Origin of the sequence: Mycobacterium sp., from assembly GCF_049683355.1 — a bacterium.
GTDB lineage: Bacteria > Actinomycetota > Actinomycetes > Mycobacteriales > Mycobacteriaceae > Mycobacterium.
In genome coordinates this window covers 1-12,889 of the sequence record NZ_JBAUJB010000263.1, presented here as the reverse complement: position 1 = coordinate 12,889, position 12,889 = coordinate 1, and the positions used below count along the sequence as shown (strand labels likewise).

Annotated in this window: 16 protein-coding genes; 9 read left to right on the top strand and 7 right to left on the bottom strand. The window is 69.3% G+C overall.

The window, feature by feature from the left end:
* The 7 genes from WA944_RS15875 to WA944_RS15845 all read left to right on the top strand — a co-directional run.
* The coding region (locus WA944_RS15875) for an aspartate aminotransferase family protein (protein WP_526647108.1) at window positions 1–903 on the top strand (903 nt) is incomplete at its 5' end.
* The gene (locus tag WA944_RS15870) at window positions 900–1,511 is read left to right on the top strand and encodes a histidine phosphatase family protein (RefSeq protein ID WP_163888095.1); all 612 of its coding nucleotides are present in this window, start codon (window positions 900–902) and stop codon (window positions 1,509–1,511) included. The genes WA944_RS15875 and WA944_RS15870, both read left to right, overlap by 4 nt.
* A 38-nt stretch (window positions 1,512–1,549) precedes the next feature.
* Window positions 1,550–2,125: a TlpA disulfide reductase family protein gene (locus WA944_RS15865; RefSeq protein ID WP_163895647.1), complete on the top strand. Its 576-nt coding sequence runs from the start codon at window positions 1,550–1,552 to the stop codon at window positions 2,123–2,125.
* On the top strand, window positions 2,122–2,919 hold the full coding sequence (locus WA944_RS15860) for a cytochrome c biogenesis CcdA family protein (protein WP_526610036.1): 798 nt from the start codon (window positions 2,122–2,124) through the stop codon (window positions 2,917–2,919). Before WA944_RS15865 ends, WA944_RS15860 begins: the two co-directional genes overlap by 4 nt.
* Before the next feature lie 116 nt (window positions 2,920–3,035).
* Window positions 3,036–4,598, top strand: a complete 1,563-nt coding sequence (gene resB, locus WA944_RS15855; protein ID WP_526371363.1) for a cytochrome c biogenesis protein ResB — start codon at window positions 3,036–3,038, stop codon at window positions 4,596–4,598.
* Complete coding sequence (gene ccsB, locus WA944_RS15850; protein ID WP_526371365.1) at window positions 4,595–5,581, top strand: c-type cytochrome biogenesis protein CcsB; 987 nt, start codon at window positions 4,595–4,597, stop codon at window positions 5,579–5,581. The genes resB and ccsB overlap by 4 nt, the downstream gene beginning before the upstream one ends.
* Before the next feature lie 57 nt (window positions 5,582–5,638).
* Complete coding sequence (locus WA944_RS15845; protein WP_526371367.1) at window positions 5,639–6,769, top strand: MinD/ParA family ATP-binding protein; 1,131 nt, start codon at window positions 5,639–5,641, stop codon at window positions 6,767–6,769.
* A gap of 15 nt (window positions 6,770–6,784) precedes the next feature.
* Here the strand turns inward: WA944_RS15845 and WA944_RS15840 are convergent, their stop codons facing one another.
* Complete coding sequence (locus WA944_RS15840) at window positions 6,785–6,949, bottom strand: hypothetical protein (RefSeq protein ID WP_159230191.1); 165 nt, start codon at window positions 6,947–6,949, stop codon at window positions 6,785–6,787.
* A 48-nt stretch (window positions 6,950–6,997) separates the two neighbouring features.
* On the opposite strand from WA944_RS15840, the gene WA944_RS15835 reads away from it, so the two are divergent.
* Window positions 6,998–7,330 carry a DUF4229 domain-containing protein gene (locus WA944_RS15835; RefSeq protein WP_526371369.1) on the top strand — a complete coding sequence of 111 codons (333 nt, stop codon included), beginning with the start codon at window positions 6,998–7,000 and terminating at the stop codon, window positions 7,328–7,330.
* A 94-nt stretch (window positions 7,331–7,424) separates the two neighbouring features.
* On the top strand, window positions 7,425–7,841 hold the full coding sequence (locus WA944_RS15830; protein WP_526371371.1) for an ester cyclase: 417 nt from the start codon (window positions 7,425–7,427) through the stop codon (window positions 7,839–7,841).
* On the opposite strand, the gene WA944_RS15825 is transcribed toward WA944_RS15830, so the two are convergent.
* The 6 genes from WA944_RS15825 to WA944_RS15800 are packed head-to-tail and all read right to left on the bottom strand — an operon-like array spanning window position 7,838 to window position 12,845.
* A complete protein-coding gene (locus WA944_RS15825; RefSeq protein ID WP_526610039.1) occupies window positions 7,838–8,590 on the bottom strand; it encodes a hypothetical protein in 753 nt (250 codons plus the stop codon). The two genes, WA944_RS15830 and WA944_RS15825, sit on opposite strands and share 4 nt — an antisense overlap.
* On the bottom strand, window positions 8,587–9,495 hold the full coding sequence (locus tag WA944_RS15820; RefSeq protein WP_526371375.1) for a VWA domain-containing protein: 909 nt from the start codon (window positions 9,493–9,495) through the stop codon (window positions 8,587–8,589). The genes WA944_RS15825 and WA944_RS15820 overlap by 4 nt, the downstream gene beginning before the upstream one ends.
* On the bottom strand, window positions 9,492–10,508 hold the full coding sequence (locus WA944_RS15815; RefSeq protein ID WP_526647107.1) for a hypothetical protein: 1,017 nt from the start codon (window positions 10,506–10,508) through the stop codon (window positions 9,492–9,494). Before WA944_RS15815 ends, WA944_RS15820 begins: the two co-directional genes overlap by 4 nt.
* Window positions 10,499–10,972, bottom strand: a complete 474-nt coding sequence (locus WA944_RS15810) for a hypothetical protein (RefSeq protein ID WP_526371377.1) — start codon at window positions 10,970–10,972, stop codon at window positions 10,499–10,501. The genes WA944_RS15815 and WA944_RS15810 overlap by 10 nt, the downstream gene beginning before the upstream one ends.
* Window positions 10,962–11,834 (bottom strand): DUF58 domain-containing protein, encoded by an 873-nt coding sequence (locus WA944_RS15805; RefSeq protein ID WP_526371379.1) that lies wholly within the window; start codon window positions 11,832–11,834, stop codon window positions 10,962–10,964. The genes WA944_RS15810 and WA944_RS15805 overlap by 11 nt, the downstream gene beginning before the upstream one ends.
* 12 nt (window positions 11,835–11,846) lie before the next feature.
* Window positions 11,847–12,845 (bottom strand): AAA family ATPase, encoded by a 999-nt coding sequence (locus WA944_RS15800; RefSeq protein WP_526371381.1) that lies wholly within the window; start codon window positions 12,843–12,845, stop codon window positions 11,847–11,849.
* Between the last annotated feature and the right edge of the window lie 44 nt (window positions 12,846–12,889).

The window sequence follows — 12,889 nt, the reverse complement described above, 5'->3', positions numbered from 1 at the left end:
CGCGCGAAGATCGTCAAGTTCTCCGGCTGCTACCACGGCCACAGTGACGCGTTGCTCGCCGACGCCGGATCCGGGGTCGCGACGCTGGGGCTGCCGTCGTCGCCGGGAGTGACGGGTGCCGCTGCGGCCGACACGATCGTGCTGCCGTACAACAACATCCCCGCGCTGGAGGAGGTCTTCGACCGCTTCGGTGACGAGATCGCCTGCGTCATAACCGAAGCCAGCCCCGGGAACATGGGTGTGGTGCCGCCGCAGCACGGGTTCAACGCCGAGCTGCGCCGCATCACCGCGGAACACGGCTCGCTGCTCATCGTCGACGAGGTGATGACGGGCTTCCGGGTCAGCCGATCCGGTTGGTACGGGCTGGATCCGGTCGACGCCGATCTGTTCACGTTCGGCAAGGTGATGAGCGGCGGGCTACCGGCCGCGGCGTTCGGCGGAAAGGCCGACGTGATGGGCAGGCTCGCGCCGCTCGGCCCGGTGTACCAGGCGGGCACGCTGTCGGGGAACCCGGTCGCGATGGCCGCCGGGCTGGCCACGCTGCAGGTCGCGGACGACACCGTCTACGCGACCCTCGACGCCAACGCCGACCGGCTGGCCGCACTGATCAGCGGTGCGCTCACCGAGGCCGGCGTCGCGCACCAGATCCCCCGGGCCGGCAACATGTTCAGCCTGTTCTTCGGCGAAGAGCCGGTCACGGATTTCGCCACGGCCAAAGCCACCCAGACGTGGCGTTTCCCGGCGTTCTTCCACGGCCTGCTCGATGCGGGCGTCTACCCCCCGCCCAGCGCTTACGAGGCCTGGTTCGTCTCGACCGCGCTGGACGACGACGCCTTCGACCGGATCGCTTCGGCCCTGCCCGATGCGGCACGTGCCGCGGCCCGGGCTCCGGAGCCGGCATGACCCAGACGAAGACCGTGGTGCACGTCATGCGCCACGGCGAGGTGCACAACCCCGAACAGATCCTCTACGGCCGGTTGCCCGACTATCACCTCTCCGAACGGGGCCGGGCACAGGCCCAGGCGGTAGCCGAGTGGCTGGCCCACCGCGACATCACCCACGTGGTCGCCTCGCCGCTGGAACGTGCCCAGGAGACCGCGGCGCCGATCGCCGCCCGGCACGGGTTGTCGATCAACACCGACGACGAGCTCATCGAGTCGGCGAACGTCTTTCAGGGCGAGCGGGTCTCGCCCGGCGACGGGGCGTTGCGCAACCCGCGCAACTGGTGGCACCTACGCGACCCGCGCACCCCGTCGTGGGGGGAGCCCTACACCGAGATCGCAGAGCGGATGATGCGGGCGCTGCATCGCGCCCGCGCCGATGCCGCCGGCCATGAAGGCGTGTGCGTCAGCCACCAGCTGCCGGTCGAGACGCTGCGCCGCGCGATGACCGACAAAGCGCTGCATCACTTTCCAACCAGGCGGATGTGCAACCTGGCCTCGGTCACGTCGTTCTACTTCCACGACGACGAGTGCGTGGGCTGGGGATACGCGGAGTTGGCCGGGAAGTGAGGCCGTCGGTGCACCGGGTCGGGCGGGTGGTCACGCTCATGCTGAGCGTGGCCGTGCTCGGGCTCACCGGATGCTCCACCGGCAGTGACGCCGTCGCCCAGGGCGGCACGTTCGAGTTCGTCGCCCCGGGTGGCAAGACCGACATCGTCTACGACCCGCCGGTGAGCCGAGGCCGACCCGGGCCGCTGGCCGGCCCGGACCTGATGGACACCGACAAGACCCTGTCGTTGTCCGACTTCGCCGGCAAGGTGGTCGTGATCAACGTCTGGGGGCAGTGGTGCGGGCCGTGCCGCACCGAGATCACCGAGCTGCAACAGGTCTACGAGGCGACCCGCGACCAGGGGGTGGCGTTCCTGGGGATCGACGTGCGGGACAACAACATCGACGCTCCCCGCGACTTCATCATCGACCGGGGCGTGACGTTCCCGTCGATCTACGACCCGGCGATGCGCACCATGATCGCATTCGGCGGCCGCTACCCGACGACGGTCATCCCGTCGACGATCGTCCTGGACCGCGAGCACCGGGTGGCCGCGGTGTTCCTACGGGAACTGCTCGCCGAGGACCTGCAGCCTGTGGTCGAGCGGCTGGCGGCAGAGACCCCCCAGCCATGAACCTCGATCAGATCGGTGAGCTGACTGCCAGTGGTCCGCTGCTGCTGGCGCTGTCGGTCAGCGCGCTGGCGGGACTGGTGTCGTTCGCCTCGCCGTGTGTGATCCCGTTGGTTCCGGGATACCTGTCGTATCTGGCCGCCGTGGTGGGCGTCGACCCGGAACCGGCGACGGGTGCCGGCGCGCCTGGGACGCTGGCGCTGCGCGGCGCGAAGCTGCGCGTGGCCGGGGCGGCGGCGCTGTTCGTCGGCGGTTTCACGGTGGTCTTCGTGCTCGGCACTGTCGCGGTGCTGGGGATGACGACCACGCTGATTACCAACCAGCTTCTGCTGCAACGCATCGGCGGGGTGATCACCATCCTGATGGGTCTGGTGTTCATCGGTCTGGTGCCGGTGCTGCAGCGAGACACCCGGTTCACCCCGAGGCGGATCTCCACACTCGGCGGAGCCCCGCTGCTCGGTGCGGTGTTCGCGCTGGGGTGGACTCCGTGCCTGGGGCCGACGCTGACCGGGGTGATCGCGGTGGCCTCGGCGACCGAGGGCAGCAACGTGGCACGCGGTCTAGTGCTCGTCGCCGCCTACTGCCTCGGCCTGGGAATCCCGTTCGTACTGCTGGCGTTCGGCTCGGCCCGTGCCGTCGCCGGGCTCGGCTGGCTGCGCCGCCACACCCGCACCATCCAGATCGTCGGGGGCGTGCTGCTGATCGCCGTTGGCATCGCTCTGACGACCGGAGTGTGGAACGAGTTCGTGTCCTGGGTGCGCGACGCGTTCGTCAGCGACGTCAGGCTCCCGATCTGATGACCGCTCCGCCCCCCACTGCGCGAGCAGACGCGAAGTCGCGCGATGTTCGCCCAAATCGCGCGAGTTCGCGTCTGCTCGCGTTGATCCGCAACACCTGGCGCACCCTGACGTCGATGGGCACCGCGCTGGTGCTGCTGTTCCTGCTGGCGCTCGCGGCGATCCCCGGAGCACTGCTGCCGCAGCGCAACCTCAACGAGGCCAAGGTCGCCGAGTACATCGCCGCCAACCCGACCATCGGGCCCTGGCTGGACCGCGTCCAGGCGTTCGACGTGTTCTCCAGCTTCTGGTTCACGGCGATCTACGTGCTGCTGTTCATCTCGCTGGTGGGCTGTCTGACCCCGCGCCTGTTCGAGCACTTCCGCAGCATGCGTGCCAACCCGGTGCCCGCGCCGCGCAATCTGGGTCGGCTGCCCAAGCATCACAGCGCCGCGGTCCCGGGGGACGTGACCGCGGTGGCGACGGCGGTCGACGAACGGCTGCGTGGATGGCGTCGCATCACCCGCCATACCGGGGACGGCGAGATCGCCGAAATCGCGGAAATCTCCGCGGAGAAGGGATATCTGCGCGAGTTCGGCAACATCGTCTTCCACTTCTCGCTGCTCGGTCTGCTCGTCGCGATCGCCGCGGGCAAGTTGTTCAGCTATGAAGGTAACGTCATCGTCATCGCCGACGGCGGGCCGGGATTCTGCACGGCATCACCCGCCGCGTTCGACTCGTTCCGGGCCGGAAACACCGTCGACGGGACCTCGCTGTATCCGATGTGTGTGCGGGTCAACGACTTCGAAGCGACCTATCTGCCGAACGGGCAGGCGGTGTCGTTCCAGGCAGACATCGACTACCAGGCCGGCGACAACCTCGACACCGGCACCTGGCAGTCCTACCTGCTGAAGGTCAACGAGCCGTTGCGCGTGGGCGGCGACCGGGTCTACCTGCAGGGCCACGGCTACGCCCCCACGTTCACCGTGACGTTCCCCGACGGGCAGACCCGCACCCAGACGCTGCAGTGGCGGCCCGACGACCAGATCACGTTCCTGTCCTCGGGGGCGATGCGCTTCGATCCGCCCGGCGGCACCTACGACGACGAACGGGAGCGACGCAGCAACCAGCTCGCGATCCAGGGATTGTTCGCGCCGACCGGGGAACTCGACGGCACCCTGCTGTCGTCCAGCTTTCCCGCGCTGAACGACCCCGCGGTGGCGATCGACGTCTACAAAGGCGACACCGGGCTGGACACCGGCCGCCCGCAGTCGCTGTTCTCGCTGGACCCGCGGATGATCGGCCAGGGCCGGCTGGATAAGGTCGCGCGGGTCAACCTGCGCGCCGGTGAGGACACCCGGCTCGACGACGGCACCGTGGTGCGGTTCGACGGCGCGACCCCGTTCGTCAACCTGCAGGTGTCCCACGATCCGGCCCAGATCTGGGTGTTGGTGTTCGCGATGACGATGATGGCCGGGCTGCTGGTGTCGTTGATCGTGCGGCGACGACGCGTCTGGGTGCGGTTGTCGCCGGGGGCTGGGTCCGACCGCGAGGGTACCGTGAACGTCGAGCTGGGCGGCCTGGCCCGCACCGACAACTCCGGCTGGGGTGACGAGTTCGAGCGGCTGACGGCGCGGCTGCTCGCCGGGAGCGACACCGGCGCGCCGGTTGGTCAAGACAAGAAGGCGGATCGTCCATGAATTCCACAGATATCGACCTCGGGCTGGCCCGTTACTCGGACTGGGCGTTCACGTCGTCGGTACTGGTGCTGGTCGTCGCCCTGCTATTGCTGGCTGTCGAGTTGGCCTACAGCCGCAGCCGCAAGGTCGAGACCCGGGAGCTGGTCGGTGCCGGTGTCTCGGAGACGGTCGCGGTCAACAGCGCCACTCCCGGGGTGGTGGCCGACACGCCGCGGCGGTCGCTGGACGAACGTTTCGGCTCGGCCGGGCTGGCGCTGATCTACGTCGGGATCGCGCTGCTGCTGGCGTGCATCGTGTTGCGGGGTCTGTCCACCGCGCGGGTGCCGTGGGGCAACATGTACGAGTTCATCAACCTCACCAGTTTCTGTGGCCTGGTGGCCGCGGCGGTGGTGTTGCGCCGGCCGCAGTACCGGTCGCTGTGGGTGTTCGTCCTCGTCCCGGTGCTGATCCTGCTCACCGTGTCTGGTCGCTGGCTGTACTCACACGCCGCTCCGGTGATGCCCGCACTGCAGTCCTACTGGCTGCCGATCCATGTGTCGGTGGTCAGCCTGGGATCCGGGGTGTTCCTGGTCGCCGGCGTGGCCAGTGTGTTGTTCCTGCTCAAGATGTCGCGCCTGGGCGAGCCGGATCGTCCCGGCGTGGTCGCCCGTGTCGTGCAGCGACTCCCGGACGCCCAGACCCTGGACAGGATCGCTTACCGGACAACGATCTTCGCGTTCCCGGTGTTCGGCTTCGGGGTGATCTTCGGCGCGATCTGGGCCGAGGAGGCATGGGGCCGGTACTGGGGTTGGGACCCCAAGGAGACGGTGTCGTTCATCGCGTGGGTGATCTATGCGGCCTATCTGCACGCCCGCTCGACGGCCGGCTGGCGGGACCGTAAAGCCGCGTGGATCAACGTCGCCGGCTTCGTGGCGATGGTCTTCAACCTGTTCTTCATCAACTTGGTGACTGTCGGGCTGCATTCGTACGCTGGCGTCGGCTGAGCCGACAAGACGGTACGTCGGCTGAGCCGTTCGTCAGGAGAGGGAGGAGAGGGACCGTTGTCTGACCTGCCGGGTGGTTTTCGGGCACAGCAACGGTTCATCGACCCGGCGGCCAGTGAAGACATTGTGCCCGCGGAGTGGACGGCCCCGACCCCGCCGCACGGAACGCCGCCGGTCGTCGCTGCCAGCCCGCCCGAGCAGGCACCGCCCGACCCGGCCGCGCCCGATCCGCCGCCGTATCTCGACCTGTCGACGGTCGCGCTGCTCGGCAAGCCGAGGCGTGCGCCGTCTGCGGGCTGGCGCAAGTGGGTTTACTGGGCCTCGGCCCGGCTGATCAACCTGGGCGAGAGCCCGAAGGTGCTTCGCCACGACACCCTGGTCGCGCAGGTGCAGCGTCCGCTGCGCGGGTGCTACCGGATCGCGCTGCTCTCCCAGAAGGGCGGCGTCGGCAAGACGACCATCACCGCGACGCTGGGCGCCACGTTCGCCACCAACCGCGGGGACCGGGTGATCGCGGTGGACGCCAACCCCGACCGTGGCACGCTGAGCCAGAAGGTGCCGCTCGAGACACCGGCCACCGTGCGTCACCTGCTGCGCGACGCGGAGGGGATCGCCGCCTACAGCGACGTCCGCCGCTACACCTCCCAGGGCCCGAGCAGGCTGGAGGTCCTCGCGTCCGAAACCGATCCCGCGGTGTCCGAGGCGTTCAGTTCGGACGACTATCACCGCACGCTGTCGGTGCTCGAGCGCTTCTACAGCCTGGTGCTCACCGACTGCGGTACCGGCATGCTGCATTCGGCGATGTCGGCGGTGATCGACAAAGCCGATGTGCTGGTGGTGATCAGCTCCGGGTCGGTGGACGGCGCGCGCAGCGCATCGGCGACGCTGGACTGGCTGGACGCCCACGGCTACGAGGACATGGTCAGCAACTCGATCGCTGTCATCAACGGGGTGCGGCCGCGCTCGGGCAGGGGCACGAAGGTCGACCTCGCCAAGGTCGTGGACCACTTCGCACGGCGCTGCCGGTCGGTGTGTCAGGTTCCGTTCGACCCGCACCTGGAAGAGGGGGCCGAGATCAGCCTGGACCGGCTGCGGCCACAGACCAGGGAGTCCCTGATCGAACTGGCCGCGGCGGTGGCACAAGGCTTTCCGGGTGCGCGCCGACAGGGCGACCCAGCCGTCGACTAGGTCTGCAGTGCGCGGTCAGGACCGCGGTTGGTCGTCTCGCGGATTGATCCGCCGCAGGAAATCCGGATCGTCGTCCGGTCCGATCACCCGGGTGCGCGGTCGATTCGCAGCCATCCGGGTAACCCGCCATCCGACGTAGACCAGTGCGGCCAAGACGATCAGCAGGAGCAAATAAGCCACCTAAAACCTCCTTCCTGTCAATATACGCGTCATGGGTAGGCTCGGTCCGTGTCTGACGGACCCGCGAGATCCCGCCTGCTGCTCGACGTGCTCGCCTACGTCGCGGCCCGCCTCGTCCTCGTCGTCGTCACGACGCTGGTGATCATCGGGGTCGGACGCCTGTTCGGGGTGCAGGACTTCCCGGTGGTGGTGGCGTTGCTTTTTGCCATCGTGATCGCGCTGCCGCTGGGCATCTGGCTGTTCACCCCGCTGCGGCGGCGCGCCACCGAGAGCATCGCGACATGGGACGAGCGACGCCGCCGCGACCGCGAACAGCTGCAGGCCCGGCTGCGCGGCGACGTCGCACCCGAAGACCCGAACCCCGAATCCCGCGACGGCTGAAGACCCGTCGGCCGGAATTCTTCGGACCTATTACGGATTCTCCGTCACAGGCGTGTCCTGCTTAGCTGAGACCCCAGTGGGTAACCGCCGTCACATGACGGAACAGCAGGCGATGACCCGTCACCGGGGCATCAGCAAGCACAGGAACATCAGTAGCCACAGAGCTTCGAGTAGCCACAAAAGCCTCTACGGTCGGTGGATCGACGAGCTGTGGGCGGGGCACCGCATTGCCGAGGAAGTCGTCGCCCCGGACTTCGTCGGGCACTGGCCTACTCGAGACGTCCACGGACCCTCAGAACTGCAGAAAATCATCGACACCACTCGAGGTGGCCTCCGGGAACTGATGTTCGTCATCGAGGTCGGTCCATTCGTCGACGACGACATGGTGGCCGCCCGGTGGATCGCCACCGGGTCGGGTCCCAGCGGTCCCACCCGGTTGACCGGAAACGACATCCTGCGGGTCGCCAACGGGAAGGTCGTCGAGTACTGGACGGGCATCTCGCCCGGCTAGTTGGCCGCGGCGTCACGCAACAACCGCCGCAACACCTCGAGGGGATCCCTGTCAGCGGGATCCAGTCGGTGTCCATCCGGCGCCTGCGTGGGCTCGGGGGCAGTGATCACCGGGGCCGCCGGCGCGGGGACGTCCGCAGGTGGCGGCGGCGGGGTGACCCCGGGCGGGACCCGGGTGCCCAAGGCGTCGATCTTGGCGGTCAGTCGCGCCTGGGCGTCCTGTCGCACCGCGCGCCGCTCCGGGTCAGGGTCGTTGTTGCCGCCGAAGCACCCGGCAGGCGCGTCGGCGATCACCGCGAGGGCGCCCTGGTAGCGGTCCCGTGCGGTGTCCAGCCGGGCTTCCCACGCGTCGATGTCTCCCTGGCGTTCCCGGACCAACTCGAGGTTGACGCGCACCGGGCAGGAGCGCGCCGGGTCCGTCCGGGCCAGCACCGCCGAGAACTCCGCCTCGGCGACGTCCAGGCTCATTCCCTGTTGCTCCTCGCGTGCGCGGCCTTCCAGCACGGCGAGTCCGCCCGCGGCGAACGCGGTCGTGGCGGGCTCGACCACGTCGGCGATCCGCAACACCGCCACATCGCTGCGCAGCGCCCCGATCTCACCCGACGCGAAGTGTTCCTGCGCCGCACCACCCACGACGACGACCGAGATCAGTTTCGCCGAGAGCGCCAGCGCGATCACGGTCACCGGCGCCGACGCGACCAGCAGTCGCCGTCGTAACCGCAGCCGGGCGGGCCCCGACGCGCGCGTCACGACAGCACCTGCCGATGCGTCGACCGGGCGCGGCGCAACTCCCGCGCCGTCAGGTAGATCCCGGTGAGCAGCAACACCGACGCCAGCATCGTGAACACCCAGTACCACTCGGTCCGCTCGGGTGTTGCCTGCGGTCCCACGCTCACCTGAGTGGTCGATGTCCCGGCCTGTGGCACGGGTTGCCCGGGCTCTCGTTGGATGTAGGGCACCCCGAGTTGCTCGGCGATCTTGCGTAGCGCCGGCTCGTCGAGACCGGGCCCGCCGCCGTAGCCGAACACCGCACCGCCGTCCACATCGCCGGTGTCGAACTCCCCCTGGGGGGCGGTGGACTGTGCGGCCCCGGAACCGAAGTAGTACACCAGGTTCTCCGCCTGCGGGTACTGCTGCCCGGCCGCGATCAGCTGATAGCGCAGCACATTGGCGGCGGCGGCGGCGTTGACCTGGTCGCTGACCGCAGTGGCGTCGGCGTAGGGGTTCAGGGCGTCCACGACCGGCTCCAGGCTCCAGGTGTCGCTCGACAGCGGCCAGTCGATCGCGGGCCGAGACGCGAACGCGATGACGGCGAACCGGGAGCCGGGGTGGGCCTCGATCAGCGCCGCCATGTCCTGGCGGATACCCGCCATCCGGGTGCCGTCACCGTGGTCGGCGATCGCAGAGTCAGCGGAGCGGTCCACGACGAAGTACACATTCGCCCCCTCGGCCGCCGGGGTGACCTCTTCGGAGACCGTGGCGGTTCCCGGCCGCGCGGCGGCCACCAGTACCAGCAGTACGGCCAGTGTGGTTCCGCACCAACGCAGCAGCGCGGTATTGCCGGCGGCGGGCCGCAGGGACACCAACCTCAGCGCCAGCAGGGCCGCCGCGATCGCGCCCAGCGCGGGCAGCGGCAGCACCGGGTCGAACGTCATCGCTGCACCGCCATCAGGGACACGCCCAGCAGTGCCGCCAGCGCCAGCGCGGCCACGAGCACGACCACCGGGGTGTCCTCTCGCCCGCCGGCCCGGTCACCGTCCTGCCCCGCCGCAGCGGCGCGGATCGAGTCGAGGTCGCCGTCGAGGCTTGCGGCGTCGAACCGATAGAACTGCCCGCCGGTCACCTCGGTGAGGGTGGCCAGCGCCTGGGTGTCACGACCCGGGGTGGTGACGGCGTTGACCTGCACGCCCGCCTGTTGCGCCATCTCGGTGACGTGGGCTTCGGTGAACAGCGACGGTGTGGTGTCCTCGGGGGACCGCAGCGCGCCGGGGCCGAGGTAGATCAGGGACCGACGGGTGTCGCCCGCGGTCTCGAACCCGGGAAAACCGGTCAGGCACAGCGCCAGCACGTCGGCAACCCTCGGCGAGTAATCGTCATAGCCCAGTGGCGCGGCGAACGACTCGGTCCTGGCCCGCAGACCGATGGCCTCGGCCGGACTCAACGCGGCGACGTCGGACTGCTCCTGTATCCGGGCCGCTTGTGCGTAGTCGCCGAAGCGACCGGCGGCGAACTGGTAGTCACGCGTCAACGGCACCACCCGGCGGTTCGGCGACGTCAGCCCGATGCGCTCGGTGCCGTACGTGGTTGCCTGGCGGGCGAAGTAGTTCAGGAACTGGCCGGTCGCAGGGTCGGTGACAGGCTGGCCCACACACAGCATGATGTCCTCACGGGGCGCGGAATCATCGTTTTCCCAGGCCGTTCCGACGGGCCGGGCGCTCGCCAGCACCGTCGTCCCGAACAACAGTGTCAGCAGGGCCAACGCCACCGCGGTGGTCCTGGTCCGGCGGCGGATCGCCGCCCGGTACTCCGGCAGCCGGGTCAGACGGTCGGTGTTGGCCAGCGGGCGGCGGCCACGGACCCGTTCGGTGGGCAGCAGCATCGCCAGCGCACCCGTCAGCACCAGCGCGCCGAGCCCGGCGATCACCACCGCCCACCACATCAACTCCACGAGCGGATCAACTCTTCGGTCTGCTCGCCCAGTCGGACGACGTCGACGGTCGCTGAGTTGTCGAACTGGGCATCACCCAATGCGGAGAGCACCGGCGCGGCGGGCGCGAGATCGCCTGCGGCGACGGCGCGCAGCTGCATGTACTGGGCCCGAAGGCCGGTGGCCTGATGCAGGAAGCTGCGCAGGGTGCGGCTCAACGCCGCGCCGGCCTGCGCCGCGGAGAGCTCTCCGTCGAGGTGTCGGCGGGTGATCGACTGAACCGTGCGGGTGAAGCGGTACCGCAGCACCCGCGCATGGGCCACCCTGACGACCGGTATCCGGCGAAGCTGTCCGGCGGGCATGGTGGCGATGAAAACGCCCGCATACCAGCCGATGACGACGATCAGCAGGGCCAGCCCGAGCCACAGCCACCCGGTGGCGTAGCCGGGGGGTCCACCGACGAACTCCAGCAGGTCATCCGGCACGCGACCACACCCCGGTCATCTCGACGATCTTCCGCCGGATCTGGTCGCTGCCGGAGATCGTGGCGTGCGGAATCGCTCGTGAGGTCATCAGTTCCGCGAGTTCGCGGGTGCGGCGCTGCTCGGCGCGTTGGTAGGCGGCGACGACGCGTGGTTCGGCCGTCACGGACCCGAGCACCACCCGCCCGGTGGCGACGTCGTAGGCCCCGTCGTCACCGGCGGCGATCGCCGGCATGTCGGGGACCAGCGCCCACATCACGTCGTGTTGCGCGGTCAGCCGACCGAGCACCTCCTCGAGGCGTCCGTCGACGTCCGGCTCGTCGGACACCACGACGACCAGCATCGAATGTCGGTAATGTGTTGCCACATAGGTCAACTGGCAGACGATGTCGCTCGGTCCGGGTGGGGTGTGGCCGGCCGCGTGCAGGTGGTAGCCGGTGAGCAGGCTCTCGATGTGGTTCTCGCCGCGGCGCTGCCGGACGTTCACGCTGCCGCGCGCGTCTCCGTACACCATGCCCACTTCGTCGGTGCGGCCGAGCGTGATCAGCCCGATTGCGCCCAGGATGTTCAGTGCCACATCCCGTTTGAGTTCACCGTCCGGTGCGAGGGCGGACATGTTGCGGCCGGTGTCGGCGACCAGCAGCACCTTGTGGTGTTTCTCGGAGACGAACCGCTTGATCAACACACTGCCCGAGCGCGCCGAGGCCTTCCAGTCGATGTCGCGCACGTCGTCACCCGGCACGTAGGGCCGCAGTTCGTCGAATTCCAGGCTGCGGGTGTGCAACAGCGCGTAGCGGCCACCCTCGAGCATGCCGCGGGTGTCGCTGCCGAAGTGGGCCCTGGCCCGGTGGAGGTGCTTACCCACTGCCGGCCCCGATCAGGGCACCCGCACCGACTGCAGTGCGGCGTCGATCACCACGTTGGCGGTGACGCCCGCGCTGGCCGCCTCGAACCCGAGGATCAGCCGGTGCTGCAGTACCCGGTGCGCCAGGTCGGCGATGTCGCCGGGGATCACGTGGTTGCGCCCGGACAACACCGCCAGGGCACGGGCCGAGGTGCACAACGCGATGGTGGCCCGCGGGCTGGCGCCGTACTCGACCAGCCTGGCGATCTGCCGGGGCAGGTGGTTGCCCGGGTCGCGGGTCACGCCGACGAGGCGGCTGGCGTAGAGCATAAGGTCCCTACTCATGTGCACCTGCCGGGCGGCACGCTGCAGGTGGCGGATGTCCTCGAGGCCGACCACCGACGGGGTGCGGTGGTCGCGGTCGTAGAGCCCGGCGTCGCGGCGGCTGAGCACCTCGACCTCCTGCTCGGGCGAGGGGTAGCGGACGATCTCCTTGAGCAGGAACCGGTCGGTCTGGGCCTCGGAGAGCGCGTAGGTGCCCTCCTGGTCGACCGGGTTCTGCGTCGCGATCACCAGGAACGGCTCCGGGATGGGGTACTCGGTGCCGGCGATGGTCGTCTGGCGTTCCTCCATCGCCTCGAGCATCGCGCTCTGGGTCTTGGCGCTGGAGCGGTTGATCTCGTCGAGCAGCACGACGTTGGCGTGCACCGGTCCGAGCTGGGTGACGAACGACGTGGTGGCCGAGTCGTACACCTGGGTGCCGATGATGTCGCTGGGCAGCAGGTCAGGGGTGCACTGGATGCGCCGGAACACCCCGTCGATGGACTCGGCGATGACCCGCGCCGCGGTGGTCTTGGCCAGCCCCGGCACGCTCTCCAACAGGATGTGGCCGCCGGTGAGCAACCCGATCAGCAACGACTCCCGCAGGTGCTCCTGGCCGACGACCTTAGCCGAGAACGCCTCGGAGAGCGCCCGGACGATGCGTTGTGCCTCGTCGGGGTCGTGGTCGGTCGGTATCCGGGCTGCGGTCATCCTGCGCTATGTACCACGCGATTCGGGCGTGCAAACCGCCGCTG

Coding starts and splice junctions, on each gene's coding strand:
- WA944_RS15860 (WP_526610036.1), top strand. CDS start 2,122: ATGAACCTCGATCAGATCGGTGAGCTGACTGCCAGTGGTCCGCTGCTG.
- ccsB (WP_526371365.1), top strand. CDS start 4,595: ATGAATTCCACAGATATCGACCTCGGGCTGGCCCGTTACTCGGACTGG.
- WA944_RS15865 (WP_163895647.1), top strand. CDS start 1,550: ATGCTGAGCGTGGCCGTGCTCGGGCTCACCGGATGCTCCACCGGCAGT.
- WA944_RS15800 (WP_526371381.1), bottom strand. CDS start 12,845: ATGACCGCAGCCCGGATACCGACCGACCACGACCCCGACGAGGCACAA.
- WA944_RS15870 (WP_163888095.1), top strand. CDS start 900: ATGACCCAGACGAAGACCGTGGTGCACGTCATGCGCCACGGCGAGGTG.
- resB (WP_526371363.1), top strand. CDS start 3,036: ATGGGCACCGCGCTGGTGCTGCTGTTCCTGCTGGCGCTCGCGGCGATC.
- WA944_RS15820 (WP_526371375.1), bottom strand. CDS start 9,495: ATGACGTTCGACCCGGTGCTGCCGCTGCCCGCGCTGGGCGCGATCGCG.
- WA944_RS15830 (WP_526371371.1), top strand. CDS start 7,425: ATGACGGAACAGCAGGCGATGACCCGTCACCGGGGCATCAGCAAGCAC.